23 protein-coding genes and 1 pseudogene are annotated in these 24,285 nt (G+C 42.6%); 21 read left to right on the top strand and 3 right to left on the bottom strand.

Features of this window, described 5'->3' with window-relative positions:
- Nucleotides 1-41 precede the first annotated feature (41 nt).
- The 21 genes and pseudogenes from J2Z69_RS03450 (at nucleotide 42) to J2Z69_RS03550 (ending at nucleotide 21,398) form a co-directional block, all read left to right on the top strand.
- On the top strand, nucleotides 42-1,040 hold the full coding sequence (locus J2Z69_RS03450) for an ABC transporter substrate-binding protein (RefSeq protein WP_209859142.1): 999 nt from the start codon (nucleotides 42-44) through the stop codon (nucleotides 1,038-1,040).
- 21 nt (nucleotides 1,041-1,061) lie between these two features.
- Nucleotides 1,062-1,838: an ABC transporter ATP-binding protein gene (locus J2Z69_RS03455; protein WP_209859144.1), complete on the top strand. Its 777-nt coding sequence runs from the start codon at nucleotides 1,062-1,064 to the stop codon at nucleotides 1,836-1,838.
- A gap of 80 nt (nucleotides 1,839-1,918) precedes the next feature.
- Nucleotides 1,919-2,701, top strand: a complete 783-nt coding sequence (locus tag J2Z69_RS03460) for an ABC transporter permease (protein WP_425354980.1) — start codon at nucleotides 1,919-1,921, stop codon at nucleotides 2,699-2,701.
- Nucleotides 2,702-2,807: 106 nt separating this feature from the next.
- On the top strand, nucleotides 2,808-3,788 hold the full coding sequence (locus J2Z69_RS03465) for an aromatic acid exporter family protein (protein ID WP_209859148.1): 981 nt from the start codon (nucleotides 2,808-2,810) through the stop codon (nucleotides 3,786-3,788).
- A gap of 119 nt (nucleotides 3,789-3,907) precedes the next feature.
- Entirely contained in the window at nucleotides 3,908-4,453 is a 546-nt protein-coding gene (cotE, locus tag J2Z69_RS03470; RefSeq protein ID WP_209859150.1) for an outer spore coat protein CotE, read from the top strand.
- Between the two features lie 127 nt (nucleotides 4,454-4,580).
- A complete protein-coding gene (locus J2Z69_RS03475; protein WP_209859152.1) occupies nucleotides 4,581-5,930 on the top strand; it encodes a putative amidoligase domain-containing protein in 1,350 nt (449 codons plus the stop codon).
- Between the two features lie 58 nt (nucleotides 5,931-5,988).
- Nucleotides 5,989-8,817 carry a DNA mismatch repair protein MutS gene (gene mutS / locus J2Z69_RS03480; RefSeq protein ID WP_209859154.1) on the top strand — a complete coding sequence of 943 codons (2,829 nt, stop codon included), beginning with the start codon at nucleotides 5,989-5,991 and terminating at the stop codon, nucleotides 8,815-8,817.
- Nucleotides 8,818-8,841: 24 nt separating this feature from the next.
- The gene (gene mutL, locus J2Z69_RS03485) at nucleotides 8,842-11,037 is read left to right on the top strand and encodes a DNA mismatch repair endonuclease MutL (RefSeq protein ID WP_245338934.1); all 2,196 of its coding nucleotides are present in this window, start codon (nucleotides 8,842-8,844) and stop codon (nucleotides 11,035-11,037) included.
- A 16-nt stretch (nucleotides 11,038-11,053) separates the two neighbouring features.
- Entirely contained in the window at nucleotides 11,054-11,827 is a 774-nt protein-coding gene (locus J2Z69_RS03490; RefSeq protein WP_209859158.1) for a class I SAM-dependent methyltransferase, read from the top strand.
- Nucleotides 11,824-12,786, top strand: a complete 963-nt coding sequence (gene miaA / locus J2Z69_RS03495) for a tRNA (adenosine(37)-N6)-dimethylallyltransferase MiaA (RefSeq protein WP_209859160.1) — start codon at nucleotides 11,824-11,826, stop codon at nucleotides 12,784-12,786. Before J2Z69_RS03490 ends, miaA begins: the two co-directional genes overlap by 4 nt.
- Before the next feature lie 42 nt (nucleotides 12,787-12,828).
- Nucleotides 12,829-13,068, top strand: coding sequence for an RNA chaperone Hfq (gene hfq, locus J2Z69_RS03500; RefSeq protein WP_209859162.1), 240 nt, complete (start codon nucleotides 12,829-12,831; stop codon nucleotides 13,066-13,068).
- Between the two features lie 143 nt (nucleotides 13,069-13,211).
- A complete protein-coding gene (locus tag J2Z69_RS03505) occupies nucleotides 13,212-15,956 on the top strand; it encodes a transglycosylase domain-containing protein (protein ID WP_209859164.1) in 2,745 nt (914 codons plus the stop codon).
- 188 nt (nucleotides 15,957-16,144) lie between these two features.
- Nucleotides 16,145-16,705 carry a ribonuclease FAU-1 family protein gene (locus J2Z69_RS03510; RefSeq protein WP_209859166.1) on the top strand — a complete coding sequence of 187 codons (561 nt, stop codon included), beginning with the start codon at nucleotides 16,145-16,147 and terminating at the stop codon, nucleotides 16,703-16,705.
- The gene (locus J2Z69_RS03515; protein WP_209859168.1) at nucleotides 16,686-17,294 is read left to right on the top strand and encodes a YdcF family protein; all 609 of its coding nucleotides are present in this window, start codon (nucleotides 16,686-16,688) and stop codon (nucleotides 17,292-17,294) included. Before J2Z69_RS03510 ends, J2Z69_RS03515 begins: the two co-directional genes overlap by 20 nt.
- 70 nt (nucleotides 17,295-17,364) lie before the next feature.
- A pseudogene (locus tag J2Z69_RS03520) lies at nucleotides 17,365-17,943 on the top strand (AAA family ATPase); the annotation flags it as partial.
- 29 nt (nucleotides 17,944-17,972) lie between these two features.
- Complete coding sequence (locus J2Z69_RS03525) at nucleotides 17,973-18,353, top strand: hypothetical protein (RefSeq protein WP_209859171.1); 381 nt, start codon at nucleotides 17,973-17,975, stop codon at nucleotides 18,351-18,353.
- Nucleotides 18,354-18,472: 119 nt separating this feature from the next.
- Complete coding sequence (locus tag J2Z69_RS03530; protein WP_209859173.1) at nucleotides 18,473-19,399, top strand: AAA family ATPase; 927 nt, start codon at nucleotides 18,473-18,475, stop codon at nucleotides 19,397-19,399.
- 129 nt (nucleotides 19,400-19,528) lie between these two features.
- Nucleotides 19,529-19,882: a hypothetical protein gene (locus J2Z69_RS03535; protein WP_209859175.1), complete on the top strand. Its 354-nt coding sequence runs from the start codon at nucleotides 19,529-19,531 to the stop codon at nucleotides 19,880-19,882.
- A complete protein-coding gene (locus J2Z69_RS03540) occupies nucleotides 19,792-20,610 on the top strand; it encodes an IS3 family transposase (protein WP_342591559.1) in 819 nt (272 codons plus the stop codon). Before J2Z69_RS03535 ends, J2Z69_RS03540 begins: the two co-directional genes overlap by 91 nt.
- Before the next feature lie 128 nt (nucleotides 20,611-20,738).
- Nucleotides 20,739-20,957, top strand: coding sequence for a hypothetical protein (locus J2Z69_RS03545; RefSeq protein ID WP_209859177.1), 219 nt, complete (start codon nucleotides 20,739-20,741; stop codon nucleotides 20,955-20,957).
- Between the two features lie 282 nt (nucleotides 20,958-21,239).
- Entirely contained in the window at nucleotides 21,240-21,398 is a 159-nt protein-coding gene (locus J2Z69_RS03550) for a hypothetical protein (RefSeq protein ID WP_209859180.1), read from the top strand.
- Between the two features lie 463 nt (nucleotides 21,399-21,861).
- On the opposite strand, the gene J2Z69_RS03555 is transcribed toward J2Z69_RS03550, so the two are convergent.
- The 3 genes from J2Z69_RS03555 to J2Z69_RS03565 form a co-directional block, all read right to left on the bottom strand.
- The gene (locus J2Z69_RS03555) at nucleotides 21,862-22,353 is read right to left on the bottom strand and encodes a hypothetical protein (protein ID WP_209859182.1); all 492 of its coding nucleotides are present in this window, start codon (nucleotides 22,351-22,353) and stop codon (nucleotides 21,862-21,864) included.
- A 63-nt stretch (nucleotides 22,354-22,416) separates the two neighbouring features.
- Entirely contained in the window at nucleotides 22,417-23,370 is a 954-nt protein-coding gene (locus tag J2Z69_RS03560) for a hypothetical protein (protein ID WP_209859184.1), read from the bottom strand.
- 684 nt (nucleotides 23,371-24,054) lie between these two features.
- The gene (locus tag J2Z69_RS03565; protein WP_209859186.1) at nucleotides 24,055-24,282 is read right to left on the bottom strand and encodes a hypothetical protein; all 228 of its coding nucleotides are present in this window, start codon (nucleotides 24,280-24,282) and stop codon (nucleotides 24,055-24,057) included.
- Nucleotides 24,283-24,285: the final 3 nt, after the last annotated feature.

The following is a 24,285-nucleotide window of genomic DNA, read 5'->3' on the forward strand; positions in this document are numbered from 1 at the left end:
GAGCGTAACAGGAGTGGAACCAGCTCAGGGGAGGAAAAGATATGCGAAAATACACATCGGCTTGGCTCATTGCCATCATAATATTAAGTGTCTTGCTAAGTGGATGTACGAGAAGCGGCGGATCAACCAAAATCGAGTTGGGCGAAGTGACTCGTTCTGTGTTCTATGCACCGCAGTATGTGGCGCTAGCTAATGGATATTTTAAAAATGAAGGACTAGATGTAGAGCTTCGCACAACAGCTGGGGGAGACAAGACGATGACTGCCTTATTGTCGGGTGCCATCGATATTGCGCTGGTAGGAGCAGAGACATCCATCTATGTATCTCAGCAAGGTTCCGATGATCCTGTGATTAGCTTCGCAGATCTTACGCAGACGGACGGGACATTCTTGGTTGCACGGAAGGAAGTACAAAACTTCAAATGGGATTCGCTGAAAGGTTCGGAGTTCCTAGGCCAAAGAAAGGGCGGGATGCCCCAGATGGCCGGGGAATTCACGCTTAAAAAGTTCGGCATCGATCCTCATAAAGACTTGGAGCTGATTCAGAATGTTGATTTTGCTAATATTCCCGCTGCCTTCATCTCGGGAACTGGGGATTATGTGCAGCTCTTCGAACCTCAAGCCTCCATTTTGGAAAAGACAGGTCAAGGCCATGTGATCGCTTCCTTTGGAACAGAAAGTGGTAAATTACCTTACACGGTCTATATGACAAAAAAGAGTTATTTGACTGAACATAGTGAACAGGTGCAGAAGTTCACCAATGCGATTCGCAAAGCACAGGTATGGGTGAAAGACCATACGCCAGAAGAGATTGCGAAGACCGTGGCACCTTTTTTCAAAGATACAGATCAAGCTATACTCGTCAGTTCTATTAAGCGCTATAAAGAGCAAGGTACGTATGCGGATAGTCCAGTTCTTTCCGAAGATTCATGGAATAACTTACTGAATGTGATGAGTTCAGCCGGAGAGCTTAAGCAGCGAATTCCCGTAACCCAGCTAGTAGATAACACTTACGCGACCAAGGCGTTGCAATCCCATTAAGCTCCGAGAGGAGGCGTGCCAATGAATGCAGTTATGGAATTAAAAGGAGTTGAACATGTCTACGTCTCTGATCGCGAAGCCACACTTGCGATTGCATCGATGAATCTCTCCGTCTATCCGGGGGAGTTCATTAGTCTTGTTGGACCCAGTGGTTGCGGGAAGACGACCCTCCTCTCCATGATGGCAGGGTTGTTGATTCCATCCAAAGGTCAGGTCTTGCTGCATGGACGTCCTGTGAGCGGACCTGATGCCGAGGTAGGTTATATGCTCCAGCAAGATTATTTGTTCCCTTGGCGGACGATACTTAGCAATGCTCTAATTGGTCTGGAACTTCAGAAGTCGTTGACAGAGGAGCGCAAGCAAACCGTGATTCATCTGTTAGAAGGTATGGGGCTTGGGGCGACGATGGACTTGTATCCATCGCAACTCTCAGGCGGAATGCGTCAACGCGTGGCCCTTGTTCGAACCCTTGCAACTGAGCCACAGCTTCTGCTATTAGATGAGCCTTTTTCTGCACTAGACTATCAGACGAAGCTTCAACTTGAAGATTTGGTTGCGGAGACGCTGAAAGCTCAGCGTAAAACGGCCGTGCTGGTTACGCATGATTTGGGCGAAGCGATTGCTGTGAGCGACCGAGTGATTGTCCTCGCCTCTAGTCCGGGACGCATCGCTAAAACGTTCGAAGTGCCAGAGCATATCCGGGAATCTCAGCCCTTTTATGCAAGAGAACAGGAAGGCTTCAATGAGTTATTTCATCATATATGGAAAGAGCTTGAAGCCACGGAGCGAAAGGAATGAACGCTCACATGAATAAAGCCGGAGCATCCGCTGAATACTCAGGACATCTGCGGCCAGAAGAGAAGCAAGCATGGCTGAAGATGATCCATCAGCAACACAGGCGTCAATTGAAGAAGAAGAGACGAATTGTACTCACTACGCAGATGTCTATTTTGCTAACCTTTCTGCTCATATGGGAAATTGCGGGTCGTTTCAAATGGATCGATGTACTGATCTTTAGCTACCCCACCAAAATATTCATGCAAATTGGGAAGGATATGCTCAGCGGAGAGCTATGGCCTCATTTATGGATGACGTTAACCGAGACGGCCGTAGGTTTCCTGCTCGGGACGCTGGTGGGTACCTTACTAGCCATACTTATTTGGTGGTCGCCATTCCTTTCTAAGGTCTTGGACCCTTATATGGTTGTCTTTAACAGCATGCCCAAGGTTGCACTGGGTCCTATATTCATCGTGCTGTTTGGCGGAGGATTCACAGCGATCGTCATGACAACGTTATCGATTACAGTCATTATCACAACGCTAGTTGTCAATAGCGCTTTTCACGAAGTGGACCCGAACTTAGTGAAGGTCGTTCGTACTTTTGGAGGGAGCCGGAGAGATGTTTTTCGGAGCGTCATTTTTCCCGCTTCATTTCCTGCTATTGTATCTACGCTCAAGGTCAATGTGGGTATGGCTTGGGTAGGGGTTATCGTGGGTGAATTTTTAGTAGCTAAAGTTGGACTTGGGTATCTGATCATCTATGGTTTCCAAGTGTTCAACTTTACGTTAGTGCTGGCAAGTCTTGTCTTAATCGCATTAGCTGCCACAGGAATGTATCAATTCGTGGTATACATCGAACGCAAATTAATTCGGGAGCGCTAGGGCTCCCTTTTTAGTATGCCATGAGATGAGAGATTTGTTGCTTTTCAGGAAATGCTTTAGGATAAATAAGGATACAGCAGAATTTTTAACAGATGGAAGGTGTATTATGGGCTTCAGAGTAATTAAAACTGCCGTAGCAACTGTGCTATCTATCTTCATCGCCCATATGCTGGGTATTTCGGCTCCGTTGTCTGCGGGGCTACTCGCTATTTTAGGGGTAGATGTGACGAGAAAGCGAAGTATCACTACGGTGAGTTCTCGATTTTTTGCCTCTATACTTGGGTTGTCATTGTCCTTTGTGCTATTTTATGTATTTGGATTTCATATCTGGGTGCTAGCCGTCTATATTTTGGTAGGTTTCCCTCTCATCTCCAAAGCCAATTTCAAAGAAGGTATCGTTACGAGTTCTGTCGTTGTATTCCGCGTCTATGGTGGCACGGAGCTAAGCTTCAATATTATGTTCACGCAAGTTATGCTGCTGTTGATTGGTCTAGGTAGTGCCATGCTGGTGAACCTGATCTATATGCCTAAAGAAGAGGACAAGCTCACCGAGATTAGAAGGAACGTAGATGGACTATTTGCGGATATATTCAGCCGTATTGCCTGTCAATTACGAAATCCGGCGTTTGCCTGGGATGGGAAGGAAATTACGCAAGCAAATGAAATGATTGAATCGGGATTATCCACAGCGAAGCGAGCCTTAGATAACCAGCTGATTTCCCCAAATGAAGCGTGGACGATCTATTTTTATATGAGGAAAGAGCAATTGCACCGGATTGAAAGTATGCTTCAGCTTATCTCTCAGGTCTATCAGAAAATGCCTCAAGGAGAGAGTGCGGCCGTCTTGTTCGATCAGCTCTCCCATGATGTCACGATAGAGATTTATACGGGGAACACAGAGCAGATGTTAGGGGAGCTAGAAAAGGAATATGCCCGGATGGAACTGCCCCACAGCCGCGAAGAATTCGAAGTGCGATCTGCCATTTTACAACTGCTTCGAGAGCTGAGTCTATATCTGCAAACGTCCCGAAAAAGCAAAAATGCGTTCGGTCATCCGATTGTGGAGCGGGTTGTCCCGAGTGAGTAAAGCTAGTGTCCGTAAGGACTTTTGCAAAAATATAAAAATATACGCCTCCAAGTAATCAACATTCGCCTATGTCTTGCATACACTTGATAGTGAATGATTGTATGGAGGAGGTTCAAACAATGTCATCGAAATATCAAAGTAGAGAGATTATTACGAAAGCGATCTGCGGCAAAGGTCGTAAGTTCTCTACCGTAACACATACCGTGACTCCGCCTAATAATCCGACAAGTATATTGGGGGCTTGGATCATTAACCACCAATACGAGGCGGTTGCTGCTGGTGACGGAATTGAAGTTATTGGGACTTACGATATCAACATCTGGTACTCGTACGACAAAAACTCACAGACTTCTGTGGCGAAAGAAAAAGTATCTTATGTAGAAAATGTGCCGCTTACCTATTTAGATTCCCGGCACCGGTCTTCGACGGTGGAAGTCTCTGCGGATGCGACGCAGGAACCTAGCACAGTCGAAGCCAGTGTTGCAGGAGACGGCAGTGTTCTGATTCGAGTTGAACGCGAATTCGCTGTTGAATTGGTGGCTGAGACCAAGATCAACGTGCTGGTCGTACCGGGTGGGAACGACTTCGAAGACAAAGATTTTGACTTCGGAGATAACGGGGATTATGAGGATTTAGATCCTGATCTTCTGGATGATGAGCTCTAATTCATACTGTATACTATGCGGCTGCCTGAGCAGCGACGAGGGCGGAAGCCCTCTTTTTTTTGTTTTAATTGGATAAGGTTGTCCGCAGCACAGATGCACTGCAAGGATGAAGGAGGGAGACAAGCGAATGAAGTATCAACTTTATGTTCAACCAGACAGAGGTAGTGAACCCTTCCGCAGGTCAATGACAGCCGTTCAAGCAGATGGGTTCGTGACAACTAGAAGGCGGTCTGCAGTTGGCGTTATCATCCTCAATCCGCACGAAGCCACTATGAAGCTGGATCACTTGGCGAAAGTGGAAAGCAGGCTTCGGCGGGCAGGACTTAGGGCCAATCTTATGGAGCGGCATCCAGCCAAGTCTAGTTTTGTGCGGAGCTTCTTAGTGCGAGTATTTCATTTGAAAACTGTAGATATTGAGCAGTTAAGTGGGAGCCATTTAGTCATGCAGACTCATCATCACGAAAAACCCTTAATCTCCTCATCCTTGGAAAAAAGATTGGAGCGGATAGCGATTCGAGCTCTTTATACAGTAGGACTCGATTTTGGGGAAGTTGTGCTTACTTCGCTAGGGGGATCAGGCTTCACGGTTACGTCAATTTCTGCGCTCCCAAAAGCAGAAGCTACAAATTCATTGGAATCCTTCGCAAGGTTTGCAAAAAATGAGCTGGCATGGCTCCAAGGTGAACATCCATCGACCATGTTACTTGGCATGGACCCTGAGTTTTTGGTGGTTGATCGTGGAAAAGGAAAAATTATTAGTGCTTCAAAATATTTGGAACATGGAGGTGTTGTAGGTTGTGACGCGGTTCGTACTTCCGAACGCACGATTTATCCTATAGCAGAGGTAAGGCCCCTTCCTGCAAGCAGTCCAAGAGAATTGGTGATCCATCTAATGGATGCCCTTCGCGCTGCTGCAAGGCAGATTCCCCAGACTGCAGAGTGGACATGGCTCGCCGGTTCCATGCCGGTCAAAGGGTTCTCTTTAGGAGGACATATTCATTTTAGTGGCATACCCTTAACCTCAGACTTACTTCGAGCACTAGATAACTACTTAGCTCTGCCAATGGCATTAATAGAAGATGAGCGAGGTAGGTTCAGAAGACCTCGTTACGGTTTTCTAGGCGATTTTCGCAGACAAAGTCATGGAGGATTTGAATATAGAACACTACCGAGTTTTCTCATCTCCCCGCGGGTAACCAAAGGCGCACTTTCTTTGGCCACTTGTATTGCTAACAATTATTGGATTCTTAAGCAACGTCCCTTGGAGCAAGGACTCATCCATGAGGCATTCTATGTAGGGAACAAACGTAGGCTGAACGAGGCTTTTGCTCCTTTGGATCGGGAGATTCGTGCTTTGCCGGATTATATAGAACATCAGAAATACTTAGAACCCTTTTTAGAGACCGTACGTCTGGGGAAAACATGGGATGAAAGCAAAGACATTCGTGCTCTTTGGAATCTAGGCCCCCTCTCGTAAGCATCCACCTCTTTCTGCTATAATAGAATTCTGTAGAAAAAGGGTTGGAGGTTACGTCATGGCTAAATACACGCCGATGATTGAACAATATTTGAAAGTTAAAGAGGGCGCGAAGGACGCGTTCCTATTTTTTCGTCTAGGCGATTTTTATGAAATGTTCTTTGAAGATGCGAAGCGAGCTTCGAAGGAACTTGAGATTACGCTTACAGCAAGGGATGGGGGTGCAGCGGATAAAATTCCAATGTGCGGGGTTCCCTATCATTCTGCGGATAATTATATACAAAGGCTTATCGAAAAAGGCTTCAAAGTCGCAATCTGTGAACAAGTTGAAGATCCATCTGAAGCCAAGGGGATCGTGCGCCGTGAGATTGTAAGAGTCATTACTCCGGGAACAGTCATGGATGGCAAGATCGTTGGCGAGAAAGCTAACAATTACATTCTGTGTGTGACGGAGCAAGAGGGGATCATGGCGGTTACTACCTGTGATCTTTCTACCGGGGAATTGTACGTGACATCATCACCGTCTAGCCGTGAGTGGCTGCGAGATGAGATTGCACTGTACAGTCCTGCTGAAGTGTTAGGCGATGCGGATTTGCTAGAATTTGTGAAACTGGAATCGGCTAACTTAGGGGTACAAGCGGTCTATACTGTGTGGGAAAAAGCTAAAGACGAGCTTGCTAGGAAGCAGTTCGGCGAGGCCGTATGGATCCGGCTTGAAGAGCAGCGGCGTCATGTTGTGGCTTTAATGATGGGGTACTTGTCAGAGACACAGAAGCGATCTCTGGGCCAACTAACGCGCATATCTGTGTATGAGCCCAATCATTATATGATTTTGGACCCGTTCACCCGTAGAAATCTTGAACTAGTAGAGACTGTGAGAGAACGCTCTAAGAAAGGTTCGCTCTTGTCATTGCTTGACCGTACAGAGACCTCGATGGGATCACGGATGCTGCGCAGATGGATCGATAAGCCGCTGCTCCAGCGGGCCCGAATTGAGGATCGGCTGGAAGCGGTAGGTCAACTTCATGGAGCCTACATATTACGTGAAGATCTCAAAGTATTGCTCAAAGATATCTATGATTTGGAGAGGCTGGTAGGCAGAATTGCCTTTGGAAGCGCAAATGGACGGGATCTTATCGCTCTGAAGAAGTCGCTACTTCAAATTCCTTCCCTCAAAAATTTATGTCTGGATTCAGGTTCGACTACGCTTCAGCATATTGGACAGGCATTGGATGATTGCCAAGATCTGGCCTCTTTAATTGATGCATCCATAGAAGACGAGCCTCCAATTTCAGTGCGAGATGGGGGAATCATCAAAGCGGGTTATCATGAATATCTGGACACATTGCGCGAAGCGGGTGTGAACGGGAAGCGCTGGATCGCAGAGCTGGAGAGCCAAGAGCGTATCGCTACCGGAATCAAATCTTTGAAGATCGGTTACAACAAAATATTTGGCTATTATATAGAGATTACGAAGTCTAATCTGGCTTCGCTTCCTGAAGGTCGATACGAACGGAAGCAGACGCTGGCAAATGCCGAGAGATATGTAACACCAGAGCTCAAAGAAAAGGAAGCACTCATTCTAGAGGCCGCTGAGAAAATGGTTGATCTAGAGTATACCTTATTCGCTGAACTTAGAGACCAATTGAATCACCAAATTACACGACTACAAAAGCTCGCAGAATATATTGCTGAGATCGATGTCTATCGCGCCTTAGCGGCTGTAAGTGCTGATGGTAACTTCGTAAGGCCTAAGCTAACGGATGGATATGATCTCGTAGTTGAACAGGGACGTCATCCGGTAGTGGAGACAGTAATGGAAGGAACAGGTTTCATTGCGAACGGTACGAATCTGAGCAAAGAAGACGCTAGTATCTTACTTATTACTGGACCGAACATGGCTGGCAAAAGTACGTATATGCGTCAGGTAGCATTAATCGTCATCTTGGCACAAATCGGTTGCTTTGTACCTGCGGCCCATGCAGAGATTCCTCTGATTGACCGAATTTTTACACGGATTGGTGCAGCGGATGATTTAATTGGTGGTCAAAGTACCTTCATGGTAGAGATGGCCGATATTCAGCTAATGACAGAGAAAGCTTCTGTTCGGAGTCTTATTATTATCGATGAACTTGGACGAGGAACCTCGACAACAGAAGGCATGTCGATTGCGCAAGCTGTAATCGAATATGTACACGATGAGATTGGTTGTAAAGCGCTGGTATCCACTCATTTCCATGAACTAGCTCATTTGGACAGCAGCTTGTCTTCTCTACGCAACTATTCGATGGCTGTGCAAGAGAGCGGGGATAAGGTCCATTTTTTGCGTAAGCTCATTCCAGGGGCTGCCAGTACAAGTTATGGAATTTATTGTGCGAGATTAGCTGGACTACCTAGCGGTATTATTAACCGTGCCTATGATCTACTACAAGAAGTAGAGCAAGGGGTATCGCTTGCAGCGGCTGGGCGTGCTCTAGAAGGGCCTATAACCCTTAGCAACTCGGTGCAAACGGACATAGAATCTGACTATGGTTTTGACTTAGGCATCAAGAACAGAGAAGCTGCAGGAAAGCAAAAGTTTGCGGTAGTGCAGGGTCATCCGTCCTCAGATTATCAAAATACTGATTCTTCTGAACCTGATTTTTCGGTTTCGCAACTGGAATCTATCTCTAGCGACGTAAAGCTGGATCGATCGGAGTCAGGGGCGGAAGTTGTGCAGCTTTCAATCTTTGGAGAAGAGCCTTGTCAACAAGAGAAACAGAACACTTTACTCAAGGCAACCAAACAAATTATGAGTATGATTCATCAAGCCGATCTCATGAATATGACGCCGATACAAGCAATGCAGCTTATTAACGAACTCAAAATGAAAGCGAAAGATATCTAACCTATAAATTCAAGAGGGCGAGGGATGTACGTGGGCCAAATTCAAATATTAGACGATCATATTGCCAATCAGATCGCTGCAGGAGAAGTGGTGGAGCGACCAGCATCCGTCGTCAAAGAATTAGTAGAAAATGCGGTAGATGCTGGCGCTAAAAAAATTGAAGTGACCACAGAAGAGGGTGGGTTGCAGTTAATACGGGTTACAGACAATGGTATGGGGATGGAACCGGATGACTGCGAGACTGCTTTTTACCGACATGCTACAAGCAAGCTTTCCAGCAGCCGAGACCTGTTTCAAATTCGTACATTAGGCTTCCGCGGAGAGGCTCTTCCGAGCATCGCATCCGTAGCTAAAGTTGAACTCATTTCCGCTCATGGAGAACATAATCTGGGTAGAACGGTTGTGATCGAAGGTGGATCACTAAAGCAGAACGAAGAGACGACTGCACCACTAGGTACAGACATTCAGGTCAGAGAGCTATTCTATAATACGCCGGCAAGGCTGAAATATATGAAGACTATTCAGACGGAACTAGGTCACATTTCAGATGTGATGTATCGGCAGGCTTTGGCGCATCCGAATATTGCATTTACTTTAAAGCACAATGGAAATTCTCTTCTACAAAGTCCAGGGAATGGCGACTTGCTGCAAGTCATTGCTTCCATCTATGGCACTCAATCGGCCAAGTCTATGATTCGTATAGAAGCCGAGAATCTGGACTACCGGATCGAAGGATATATTGCTCGCCCTGATGTAACAAGATCGAATCGAAGTGCCATTTCTACGATTGTGAACGGAAGATATATTCGGAGTGCTGGATTGCAAGCTGCAATGTTAAGGGCGTATCATACATTGTTACCAATTAATCGGTATCCTTTGGCTGTTCTCCAGTTGTCCATGCACCCTTCGCTAGTCGATGTGAATGTCCATCCAGCCAAACTCGAAGTACGCTTTAGCAAAGAACAGGAGCTGTACAGCTTCTTAGAGGAGAGTATTCGTGGGGCGCTTGCAGAGCAAGTACTTATTCCTCATGTAGTGAAACAATCCGCTACGCGCGGAAACAGCACGTCGTTAATTCAAGAACAGTTTCATTTTAATAATGGAGGTACTCCGCAAGAGAATGTAGGCTCGTCTATTCTGAGTGTGCCGATAGTTACCCAAGACCACATTAGAGAAGATAATGGTGCAAAGTACAGACCTGAGGCGAAGGATAAAACAAAACACGATTCAAATCTCTCTCATTTGAAGCTTACTCAAACCAATGAATCAATGGTAACAAATGAAAATACTGAAACTAATGAAAATAATAAATCTAACAATTCTTTGGGCTCTCAGCACATTCCATCCGTTGATCCTGCTGGAATGCCAGCAGAACAAATCCCAAATACAACTACGTTGCTACGAACCTCGCACACTGCTGCATCGAATCAAGGTGAGCGAAGAACAGAACCAACTGCAGAACAAGACAATCAGCAAGATAAGGGGTACGAATCCATTCTTCGAAATGCTAACCCAGCACGCCCACCATCCTTGGCTGCCCAAGGTTCAGCGATGTACTCTAACCTAAGATCTATTCCCAATCCAGTGATACCGGCAGAGACACTATATGGAGCGGCAGGACAGCAGGCGCAGTTACCTGCATTTCCTGAGCTTTATTATGTAGGACAGCACCACGGGACTTATCTTATTGCACAGAATCAAGAAAGTTTGTTTTTGATTGATCAACATGCAGCTCATGAACGAATTAATTATGAGTATTACTATGAGAAGTTTGGTAATCCAGCGGATGCATCGCAGGAGTTGCTTTTTCCTATTACACTTGAATTCACATCGGCAGATGCAGAGAAGCTGAAGACTCGCCTTAACTGGTTCGAGACCGCTGGAGTCATTCTTGAACATTTTGGCGGGGGCACATTCCGCGTTGTATCTCATCCTTATTGGTTCCCTGAAGGGGATGAAGCTTCTATTGTGGAGGAGATGGCGGATTGGGTGCTCAGTGAACGAGCGATAGATTTAGCCAAATTAAGAGAGCGTTCTTCTATACTTTGTTCTTGCAAAGCTTCAATTAAAGCGAATCAAAAGCTAACAAGTGAAGAAGCTACCACTTTACTTCAGCGGCTTTCCGCTTCTAAGCAGCCCTACACTTGTCCCCATGGACGACCAATTGTGGTCTCCTTTTCAACTTACGATTTAGAAAAAATGTTCAAACGAGTCATGTGATCGGAGGGTTACACATTTGATAATTACAACCGGTGATCACGAAGCTCCTGATGCAGTGAGGCGTGCTGAGCATCTGGCTGTAGAACTAGGCATTCCTTATGTACGCAGGAACCGGACTTCGCTTACAAGACTTGCTGCACAACAACAGACGGATGCTATCTTCGTCATTTTGGAACAAGGAATTCGCTTGATTACTTCAGACCATGCGTCTATGGCCTTTCATCCGAGTATGTCTTTCGTTCGAGCCAAACGCCTCCTCAAAGGAGAGTCAGATGTAATGTTACACATCGCTAAGGTGAGTGCGGGAGATCAGATTATAGATTGCACAGCGGGCCTTGGGTCCGATTCGATTGTATTTTCTTTGGCCGCAGGGAAAGAAGGTCGAGTGACTGCTGTGGAAAGTTCCTTGCCGCTCTACGGATTATTGAAAGAGGGTTTGAAGACCTACACTTCTGGGGTAAAAGAGTTTGATGAAGCACTCCGGCGGATTGAAGTGCAGCATGCCAATCATTTGGATGTACTCCGAGCCCTTCCGGATAAAAGTGTGGATATTGTTTATTTTGACCCTATGTTCCGCGATCCCGTAATGGAATCTTCTTCCATATCTCCTATGCGCATATTTGCCAATGGAGAGAGCTTAATGGAACTTTCGATCTCTGAAGCCTGTAGAGTTGCCCGCAAGACGGTTATACTAAAGGAGAAAAGAGATAGTGGAGAGTTCAGCAGGTTAGGATTCTCTGTATATGAAAGATCCCATACTAAAATTGCTTATGGAGTGATCGCGCTTTGACAACTAAAGAGAAACCACAACTTTTAGTCTTGGTTGGACCTACTGCCGTAGGGAAAACTAAGCTAAGTACAACCTTGGCGAAATTATACTCCTGTGAGATTATTTCCGGAGATTCGATGCAGGTATATAGAGGCATGGATATCGGTACTGCTAAGATTGACGAACAAGACATGGAAGGGGTTCCGCATCATCTCATCGACATATTGAATCCTGAGGAAGCTTTTTCGGTGGCGATGTTTCAAGAGTATTGCCGAGAATTGATTCCGCAAATTACATCTAGGGGACATCTTCCCTTTATCGTAGGGGGCACGGGCTTATATGTAGAATCCGTCTGTTACGAATTTCAGTTCACTGAGGCGGGGGCAGATGAAGCGTTTCGGGAAGCAGAGTTTGATTATGCTGAGCAATTTGGTAATGAGGCTCTTCATGATAAATTAAAAAATATAGATCCTATTTCGGCATTACGTCTGCATCCCAATGATCAACGGCGTATTATTCGGGCATTAGAGATTTATCACCTAACAGGGACTACTTTGTCGGCTCAGCTTGCTGCCCAGAAAAAGGAATCTCCATATGATCTATGTATCATAGGTTTGACAATGGACCGTCAATTGCTATATAACCGAATTGAAGCGCGAATCGATCAGATGATGAATCAAGGTTTGGTTGAAGAAGTGGAATCATTGATATCCGCGGGTTGTAGTCGTGGGATGGTATCTATGCAAGGATTAGGATACAAGGAAATTGCAGAACACCTGCTAGACGGGATTCCGATGGAAGAAGCTGTAGTTAAGCTCAAGCGAGATACTCGGCATTTCGCCAAGCGTCAGTTGTCTTGGTTCCGACATATGCATGATATTAAGTGGATTGATGTTACCCGTGATGAAGATTTCGCGGAGAATTTGCTGAAGATCCGTGCTATAATAGAAGGAGAGTTCATACCTGATCTTGAACTATAATGTTTAGAACACTAATTGATACTCATTGGGGGTACCGCAAAAATGAACAAGTCCATTAACATCCAAGATACATTTCTGAATCAACTCCGCAAAGAAAACATACCTGTAACGGTATTTTTAACTAACGGATTCCAGATTCGTGGAACAATCAAAGCCTTTGATAACTTTACCATCGTTATTGATAGTGACGGACGTCAGCAAATGGTGTACAAGCATGCGATTTCTACATTTCAACCGCAACGTAACGTGTCGCTTATGCAGGAACCCCCAACGGAAGGCTAGAGCCTCATGTTGAAACTTTTATTAAAGATGAACGTTTAATGTAATAAGGATGAAGGAGGGAACAACCTGATTCGTAGGGTTGTTCTTTCTTTTGATATTCGTAGATAGAGAAGAGACAGATCTGAAGGGAGTCGGACAGAACCATGTCGACAGACAATAAATCACCAAGGCTTTCAAGGTCACAGACCCCTTCTGGGGACAAGAAGACGAATAAACCCACGCCTGTGAAGAAAAAGAAAAAAGTTACGACGAAAAAGGTACTCTGGACCTTATTTTTCACCATGGCCTTTGCCGTAATTTGCGCCATCGGCGGGTACATTTTTATCTCCATTAATGGTGAAAAGATTCTAAGCGAGAATCAAGATAAACTGACCATCTATGAGACGTCCAAGGTATATGATCGTTCGGCAAATTTGATGGGCGAAATTTCGATTACGAAAAGTGAACCTGCAAAGAGCGAAGATATTCCTAAGCTTGTGAAGGAAGCTTTTGTAGCAACGGAAGACAAGCGATTTTATGAACACGCTGGGGTTGACCTGTGGTCGATCGGCCGTGCAGCGGTGAAGGATGTCGTTGCTCGCTCCAAGGTCGAAGGCGGAAGCACCATTACCCAACAATTGGCTAAGAACATTTTCTTATCAAGAGATAAGACTTTTTTCCGAAAAGCCACCGAAGTGTCCATTGCCATGGCACTCGAAAATAACAACACGAAAGATCAGATTTTGACGATGTACTTGAATCGTATTTACTTTGGTCAAGGCTCCTATGGCATTAAAGCTGCATCGATTCGTTATTTTGGCATAAGTAATTTGAAAAAGCTAGAAGTTTGGCAAATTGCCACATTGGCTGCTTTACCCAAGGGGCCATCCGCTTATAATCCTGTAACGAATCCAGAGTTATCGAAGAAACGCCGAGGCGTAGTACTCGATCTGATGTCTGAACAGGGTTATATTACAGAAGCTCAGCGGGATGAGGCTAAGAAAGTCGATTATGACTTTACTCCACCTACTAAGAGTCAGGCGTACCTAGCTTTTAAAGATTATGTATTGAAAGAGGCTGAGGATAAGACGGGACTGTCCGAGGATCAGATAAACCGTGGTGGATATAAGATCTATACGACCATGGACAAACAGGCTCAGACCGCTGTAGAAAAAGCTTTCGCAGATGATGATAATTTTGAGAAGAGTAAGGACGACCAACAAGTTCAGGCATCTGTGGTCATTATGAATCATGAGAACGGAAGTTTGATTGCATTGCTCGGAGGACGTGACTATGAGCGTAAGGGGTACAGCCGTGTAGAAGCGCGCAGACAACCAGGTTCAGCATTTAAGCCCATTGCAGATTATGCACCAGCACTGGATACGGGCAAATTCAGCAAAAATTCTATGCTTAGCAATGAATCCCAATGTTTCGGCAGTTATTGTCCGAAGAACTTACACGGATATTCGAAGACGATTAGTATGCAATCTGCACTTGAAGAATCCGCGAATATTCCTGCGGTGTGGCTGTTGAATCAAGTCGGCGTAAAGACAGGTGTTGAATACGCGAAGCGTATGGGTATCACTATGGACCCTAGCGATCAGAATTTAGCCATAGCGTTGGGTGGACTAACAAAAGGTACAAATGTACTGGAGATGGCTGAAGCTTACAGTGTATTCGCTAACGGAGGGTCCTATAATGAGGCCTATTCAATAAAGAGTATTGTAGGTCCAGATGGCCAAGAGGTATATACCTATAATGCATCCAAATCAGAAAAAGTATTGAAAGATAAAACAGCTTATGACATGACACAAATGATGGAACAAGTCGTAAACAGTGGCACAGGTAAGCGGGCCAAGCTGGACAATTCACGTCCCGTAGCAGGAAAGACGGGTACAACTCAACACGGGATTAAAGGGCTGAACAGTAGCCGAAATCGAGATGCTTGGTTTGTAGGGTACACACCAGAGTGGACTGCTTCTGTGTGGATGGGATATGACAAAGTCGATAAAGATCATCTTCTTAAAGGAAGTAGTGGTCAATCTGCAGCTTTATTCGCAACAATTATGAATGAAGCATTGAAGAATGTACCTGTGAAGCCGTTCCCGGTGCCTAAGGGAGTTCAAGATGAACCCCAAGTGAAACCTCAAGAACCGTCGAAGACCGTAACTGGTCTTTCAGGAACATTTAATGAAAACACAGGGACAGTTGCACTATCTTGGACAGGGGTAGACACACCTGGAATTCAATACCGCGTCTATCGTAAAGAAGCTTCAGAAGCTGACTTTACTCAGTTATTAATTACAGGATCGACCTCTGCTGAAGATGTTACAGTTCTTCCTAATGCTAATTATGTGTACGCCGTGACGTTCTTCGATACGAATTCTGGGGTTGAGAGTGAGCGGTCAGGAACCGCTGCTGTGTCTACTTTAGTGAAGCAACCTCCAGTTACGGAGCCAGAGCCACAACCAGATCCTACACCTCCTGAAGGCGGAGATAACGGAACAGGAACAACGGAACCTGGTAATGGAAATGAAGATAATAATGGAAACAACGATAACAACGGCAACAACGGTAATGGGAACACAGATAACGGAAATACCGACAATGGAAACAACAATCAAGGAAACAACAATGGAAATAACAACGGAAATAATAATCAAGGAAATAACAACAACGGTAATAACAATCAAGGAAACACCAATGGAAATGGGAACAGTGGAAACACCAATGGTGGTCAGGGGAATAGTGGTAGCAATGGATCCGGAAATAGTCAAGGAACTGGAACTGAACCTACTACCCCTAAAGATCCGAGTGCACTAGCTCCTGGTGGAACCACCGATAATGGTGGAACTACTACCGGGAAGTCTACGCAAGGTATTGGGGCCACAACGACTCCCTCACCCTAAACGCCCAGCAAAAGACTGCATCGCTGTCAGGAAAACTGACGGTGAAAGCAGTCTTTTTGCCATTTGAAATAGATTCATCCCTTACGCTCAAAGCTTTGCCAACGTTTGCTCCGTGAATCATTCATTTTGAGTGTCTTAAAAAAATATGGTAAGCTGAACATAACATGAAAGTGAGAGGGTAATTTTTCATGAAAAGAAAATTTGGAGACCGAGCCAATTGGCGCCGGGTCACCCGCAGGAATTTCACTTCCAAGTATGTGGAGAGTGAGGCTTTTACGGGATATATTACGCTTTACAGCATTTACGCATTAAGGGAACCCCTTTGGAAAACTTATGGTGGACACACCTTCCGTATTGCAGATAAGGGATATTCCTGGTTACAATACTACCCCAAAAACTCCCACTATATTGTGACAGCTATGTTTGATGATAAGAAGGAAATCATAGAGTGGTATATCGATGTGTGTAAAAATCAAGGGATTACCGATCAGGGCGTGCCTTGGTTTGATGATCTTTATCTTGATATTGTGGTACTCAGGAATGGTGAAGTATTCCTGCTAGATCAAGATGAACTAGATGATGCACTCCACCAGCGCTTAATTACCGCTCGAGATTATGAGATGGCTTCGGCCACTACCCGTGATGTATTGCATGCCATAGATGCTCATACCTTTCCCTTTTTCATGATGTCTTTAGAACATCGGAAAAATGGGTTTTTGGAGGTAACCGATGAACCTTCGGATTCGTGATCGCAACGTATTTCGCTTATTATCTGGGATTGGCGTACTAATCATATTAGGTCTAGTGTGGTGCGGGTTCGTCGCCTATCGACTGCAAAGTATCCCTTCGTCCTCTGAAATACCACAAAAAGCAGATGTAGGTATTGTGTTGGGAGCTGCGCTGTGGGGAGACCAACCCAGTCCCGGGCTAGCAGAACGACTGAATCAAGCGCTGTATGAATATAACCGGGGATCGTTCACCTATTTCATTGTGTCGGGAGGGTATGATACAGGGAATACAGTAAGTGAAGCGCAGGGGATGGCTAATTTTCTGAAGAGTAAAGGAGTTCCGGCGGCGCGGGTTCTCTTAGAAGATCGCTCTACAAGTACAGTAGAAAATTTACAATATAGTCAACAGATTATGAAATCACATCAATTCAAGACAGCTATCATCATCACACACACGTTTCACGGTCGTAGAGCTTTAGAGATCGCTACATACTTGAATTACACACATCCTCAAGTATCGCTTATTGAATCCAAGGTCATTAATCAATTCTATTATAGATGCCGGGAAATCCTTGCTTATACCAAATGGAAACTGACGGAAAACTTCTAATAACCTGCCCTAAGATAGAATACACTCTTAACAGTAGTAGTTCTTTTACTCTAAAAAGAGGTGATGCCGCATGCAAGGGCGTGTTATGGCCACAAGCGGCCGTTCTGAAGATAGACCTTCGAGACAAATCAATGTCATTCTTCGTAGTGCAGAACCTCCGGTGATTTCCCAAGCGATCCCTGAGGCTGATACGGCGGTCACATCCAAGGCGATTGTTCATCAGCAAGGTGTATTTGCAGAGATACAAAAGGAACTGGACCAGTTAATTGGGCTGGACAATATTAAAGATCTGGTCTATGAGATTTTTGCTTTGCTTCAAGTGACTCAGATGCGTTCTGAAGCAGGTCTGCAAGCGGGGTCCCAAGTGTATCATATGATCTATAAAGGTAATCCCGGAACAGGGAAGACAACCGTAGCAAGAATCGTCGCAAAAATGTTCCAACGGATGGGAGTATTGAGTAAAGGTCATTTTATAGAGGCAGAGCGTGCGGATCTGGTAGGAGAGAATATTGGTCATACGGCTTAGAAGACTAGAGAACTAGTGAAAAAGGCTATGGGTGGCATTCTTTTTGTAGATGAGGCTTATAGTCTGGCGCGTGGTGGGGAAAAAGACTTTGGCAAAGAGGCTATTGATACGCTTGTCAAAGCGAGTGTGTAATTATTTATGTTTCTGATTCGATGCAAACCGGAAAACCTAAGTGGGGTGGCGAAGATTTTAGATCAAAGCCCGACTATTACGAAGATGATCTCGAAGATATGATTAAATTATATCGAGAAGAATTACTATCTTTTGAAGAAATAGGCCGCAAATTAAATATTGATTGGTGGAACATTAAAAATTTATTTGAAAAATACAACATACCTAAATATACTGTGAAAGAAAGAGCTTACTTAAAAAGACAGAAGGATTTCTGCACAATTTATAAACTTAGATATGAATTAAAACTTTCCTATAGTGGGATATACCAAAATTATGGTTTTAGTCCTCCGTACTCCAGAGCAGTCTTAAGTGAAGGATTGGGTAGAAAAACTGAATCTATTAAACTGGTCAAAAATTGATATGAGCCCACTTATTTCTTCTCATATTCTTAATAAGAACAGTTTAACCTTAATCATGTTAATGCGAGGTGCTTAAATTGGGAGTAGGTCTTAGACAGATAACCATTAATGAATCTCGAATGAACATTACGTTTAAAAAAGCAAATGATACATTTGCTTCTGAAGAAACGAAAGAATCATCAATTCAATTTGATCAAACTGAATCAATTATGGACTTATTTGAAGAGCTTAACTCAATGATTGGTCTGGACAAGGTAAAAGATGTAATTTATGAAATATATGCTTTAATACAAGTCGAAAAATTACGCAAAGAGGCTGAATTAAGAATAGATTCACATTCATATCACATGTTATTCAAAGGTAATCCCGGAACAGGGAAGACAACCGTAGCAAGAATCGTCGCAAAAATGTTCCAACGGATGGGAGTATTGAGTAAAGGTCATTTTATAGAGGCAGAGCGTGCGGATCTGGTAGGAGAGTATATTGGTCATACGGCTCAGAAGACTAGAGAACTAGTGAAAAAGGCTATGGGTGGCATTCTTTTTGTAGATGAGGCTTATAGTCTGGCGCGTGGTGGGGAAAAAGACTTTGGCAAAGAAGCTATTGATTGTTTAGTTAAACTAATGGAAGATAAAAGTGATGATCTTGTAATCATACTTGCTGGGTATTCTAACGAAATGAATTTTTTCTTAAATACTAATCCTGGATTGCCATCAAGGTTTCCGATACAAATTGATTTTCCTGATTATTCACTTGATCAATTAATTCAAATCGCTGAAAGTATGGTTAAAGAACGAGACTACGCCTTAACTGAACTAACCATTAGAAAACTAAAAGAAATGATACTAGATGAGAAAATCAATGAACCCATATTTAGCAATGCCAGACTCATTAGAAATTTGATTGAAAAATCAATTCGTCATCAAGCTGTTAGATTAATGGGCAGACACACTAAATTATTAAAACAGGACTTGATGCTTCTTTTACCAAATGATCTTATATCAATTGCTAGTAATGATCTTAAGGCATCAAATATTATTTCGTGAAAAGAACCCCTCATAGGGAAATCCTTAGAAGGGGGGGACTGACCCCATAACGTGAGACAAATCAAAACACCTTCAAGAAAATGGAACCTTGTCGTAAGATAGGGAGATAATCTTGGAGGTGTTTTTGCATTGGCAACCAGAGTAAGTTATCCCGTGGAAATAAAGATGAAAGCTATAGAAATAAGATTGGCAGGGGTACCTGTGAAAGAGGTTATGGGGCAGCTCGGGATACGGAACAAGACACAGTTAAAGACATGGATGAGATGGTATAGAAAAGGCGAATGCCATCGTCTAGAGCAGCCAGTAGGTAAGCAGTACAGCTATGGAAAAGGTCCGGAGCACTCAAAGGAGCTCGAAAAAGTAAAGGCAGAAAACCGATTCTTGAAGCAACAATTAGACTTGTTAAAAAAGTACGAGGAGTTGGAAAGGAGGTACAACCAGAGGTCGCCATTGCTTGGATCGAATCCATTCGAGACGAAGTGAAGGTATCTGAGGCTTGTAGATGGCTCGGAATCGCAAGAGCGACTTACTACCGCTGGAAAGCAGCTGTGGGGACAAAGCATACAGACAAAGCGGAGGAGAGAATCCGGGAACTTTGTATCCGTCATAAATTCCGGTATGGGTACCGGAAAATTACGGCGCTCCTTCAGGTAGAGCAACGTATAAATCACAAACGAGTCCAGCGGATTATGCAGCGTGAGGGGCTTCAGTGCCGCGTGAAGTTGAAAAAACGAAAGGTCCAAGGGCAACCTGTACACCCCTCAGAAAATCTACTCAAGCGACAAATTTATGCAGAAGCCCCTATGCAAAAACTCGTTACGGACATTACCTATTTGCCATTTGGCGGTAAGATGTTGTACTTCTCCAGCATTCTAGACTTGTACAACGGGGAGATTGTGGCTTACAGTATAGCAGATAAACAAGATACCTCTTTGGTGTTGGATACGTTAAACCAACTTCCGGAACAGGAGAAAATGTTGCTACATAGCGACCAATGCAGCGTCTATACATCCTTTGCGTACCAGAAAGCTGTAAAAGGAAAAGGCATTACCATGAGCATGTCCCGTAGGAGTCTTGATAACAATCACTGGGTAGTGGATTACGTTCTAACTCATACATGCTCTCTAGATGCCTTAAATTGGATCGAGCAGCACTATGACATCCAAAGGAGAAAGATCAGACGCACAGATACTTCATTATATGAAATTTAAGTTAGAGTATGACAAATGTTTCTTTGGACATTTTCATCATGATGTTGAATTGCCAGACAAGCAGAGATTGCTCCATAACAATGTAATTAGAATTCAGTAAATTTTCAAGAAGGGAGATGCAAGTATAATTGATCGATTTCGCAAAACTCAATACCCCTAAAGGCAAAGCTGAGATGAAACAACGAATCGAAGCGAGTAGAAAACAGTCACAAATTAAAGAAGAGCTTGAGCATAAGACAGCTCGTTTTAAGGGTCATAGACTCATTAAGTTAGGTAATTGCTACAGTCTAGCCGGTGATCAAGCTAGATACATAAAGAATAAACTTGAACCTATATTGATTGACTGAATAGAGAATGAAAATACTGAGAGATTCATTTCAGGTGGGGCAATAGGCTTTGATCAAATAGCTTTCTGGACTGTTAATGGATTAAAAAACATATTTAAGTATTCAGAACATAGTTGCTGTACCATTTAAGAATCAGGAGATTAAATGGAGCGACAGAGAAACACAGCAATGGTATAGAAGAATGCTCAAAGTTGCAGATGAAGATGAATTGTCTGAATATCGAGTGGATGGAGTTAACATTGGGGATCATCATGCTGCTATGATGCAGAAGCGTAATGAGTCATGGTAGATCAGAGTCGCATTCTGGTTGCTGCATGGAATGGCACGAAGGACGGTACTGGTAACTGCGTAAGATATGTCAGACAGTCAGGCAAGACATTGTTTACTTTGAAGCCACATTATGATTTTGAGTTAGAAGTGTGGTTTGGGATAAATGATTAATGAAAGAATATTGGAGCATAGCTGCTGGTCTCTTGCTTATTTTAATTTTGTATTACTATCCAGCAAAACTTATTTTTAAATTTAATAGAATGAAATTAATGTTCAGGTCATATTTCTTTACTACATGTTTTGCAGTTATAGTTGCTGCTTTGATGGCGAGATAATTGATGGAAGGCAAGTTTCACAATGAGAGGAGAATGCTAATGTCTGATGAGAAAGTTAAAAAATTATATGAAATTTATTCAAAAGAGGTAGATCGGCTATTTAATATCAGCCGAAGAACTAGGAAGAATAGGGTAAGTCAAAACTATTTGATAGAGTTGTCAGACTTAAGGAAAAATACGATTGGACATATGACGAGATTTATCTTCGGGGATTGAAGTGAGTTTTAAATGAAATGCGTGTTTTATAATAAAAAGAAGCAGAGTTGTCCCCAGCCTCTTTTTATTATAGAAAATATAAATTATAACTTAGTGAGGGCATCTAAAATTTTCTTCTGTACTTCATCGGTTTTAAAATCCCCTTGTAAACCTTGAAGAGCAGATGAAATAATTCCATCATTTTCTATTAAGAGAGAATTATATGTTTTTTGAGTGTAATAGGAGTCTTCCTTAGATAAGAACATGATGTACTTAGCTTTGGGCTTAACATAGTACTTAGGATCTGATAATTTGATGGGTATTAATTTATTTTTTTCAGATCCTTTTAATACTTTTAAAACGCTCATTTTAGAAACTTGTGATGAGGGGCTGCCATCAACATTCTCAGTATTGGTTATTTCTCCATAGACAATTAAGTCTGAATTCGAGACAAGCTCCTCAAAGCTATAAACAGGCCAGTCACCAGTAGCTTTACTATCCTCGATAGTTTTTTTACTTGAAGGTTGGCAAGAACTAAGTAATATAACAATAAAAACTAACAACAATGATGTTTTTGTTCTTTTTGTTATCCTCATTACTTCATCTCCCTTTAGAATTAAAGATGAAGAAGCATAGATTCATACTTCACCATTAAAGTATTATAAACTTGATTTTTTAATTGTAAAAGATGATTTAAACGTATTAAACTCGGTAAATCTTTTCTTGAAATCTGGAATATTACTATTATATGATCCATTTTCTTCTAATATAACAGAATTTTTATCACTTTCGTAATAATAGTCCCCAATTTTTTTTAAAACCAAAATATATGTTTTTCCTATTTTAACAAAATCTAAAGCCTGATCTAAGGTGATCTCATTAGGCGCGCTACCCTGAATTGTATTAATAACTTGGAGCTTTGAAAGGCGCGCCGGAGGAAGACCTTCTACTGCTGGTTTTTCTTGATTAGATAAAACTTTAACTTGCACAACTAAATCTGATTGTTTAGATACAAGCTCATCAAACTTAAATTCAGGCCAATCAGCATGTGGTTCTGGGTTGTATGAGTTTGCATTGTCTTTTGAAGTTGCACCAGTTCTATAAGAACGTATATCGTTAATGTCATGTTGTTGTGGAGCGGTTGTTTTTGTTCTATCTCTTTGGTAACTCATTATAGCATTGTCTCCAAATCCGGTTTCAATGTCATTTAAGTATTGCGCATGACCGAATTCATGTGTAGTCGTACTTATTGCGCATGCGCCGGGATTACTATTGCATCCTTGATAACTGTGAATAGCAGTGGTATTAACATAGATGTGGAAGTATTTAGTTGGGGAACCAGTTGGATCATACAATCCAAACCAACCATAATTCATTTCTCCATAATGACCAGCGTTTAAAGATGTTGAATTTTTTGTTATTGTTGTACCTACAGCACTTGTCCAATTAGATGCAGCTTTGCTAAAAGCCGTACTACCGGCAGAATCAATTAATCTATAACTCATAGAATATAGGTCAAATCCACCAGAATAATAGTGTGCGTAAGAAACTGAGCCTACTGAAAGAGATAATAATGCGCTTGCTAGAATTGCTTTGCTTATTTTTTTCTTCATAAATAATCCTCCTTTTAATGTATCTTTTTATAATTAATAGTTATAATTAACTAAATATGACAAATATGAATCATAAATTGAAGATTTATGTCTTTAATTCTTAATTGGATGTATTCTATTTTATATAGAATACTTTGAAAAATGCATATTTGATTAAGAAAAGTGGAAGGTTGTATGATTGATAGATTAATCGTTTGGGAAACTGATTATATTAAACGAGTCAGAGGGGTAGATGATATCTTAACTTATCATCACATTCTACCTGAAGATTCGTTTAGAGCGGAAGGTAGAATTCAGGCAGCAGATAGCTTATTTGTAATTTATTGAAAACCATAGAACAGAAGAAAACTGTAAATACTACTCAGGTATGCCTCTAAAAGATAGAGATCCGTTCATGAAAATTCGTTTGAGTGATTATAGTGTGTTTATCAATAGTTGTAATTGGTTGGAAGATAGTTCTATTGGTGGAAATGTACCGTACTCGCTCTATGGAATAAAAATAAATTATTGTCCAGTATGTGGAAGAGTGTTATAGATGAATAAACGCATTGTTGAAATTCTGAATTTGCAATTATTGTCTTGTTGACTTTCTTAGGTTTTCCCCATGAAGATTTAGCTAATTGGTCGATAGACATACCTATTGTTGGTTCACCTGGATTCTCGCTTAAATATTTATCTTGTTTTTCACTTTTGACATTTAGGATTTGTTAAATCTTTCATGCTGTCACCATCGTTGTTTATTGCAATTGTAGAGGCTCCCTTAGCAATCATATTGTCAATTAGATCATATCTCTTGTGTCTTGCAGCAAGAAGGACAGAATCATCGTCATTATTATTCTTAATATTTAGATTAGCTCCATTATCCAAAAGGAAATTGAACAAATTATCTTTATTTCCGATGATAGCATACATGAT

It is taken from the genome of Paenibacillus shirakamiensis (genome assembly GCF_017874255.1).
GTDB lineage: Bacteria > Bacillota > Bacilli > Paenibacillales > Paenibacillaceae > Fontibacillus > Fontibacillus shirakamiensis.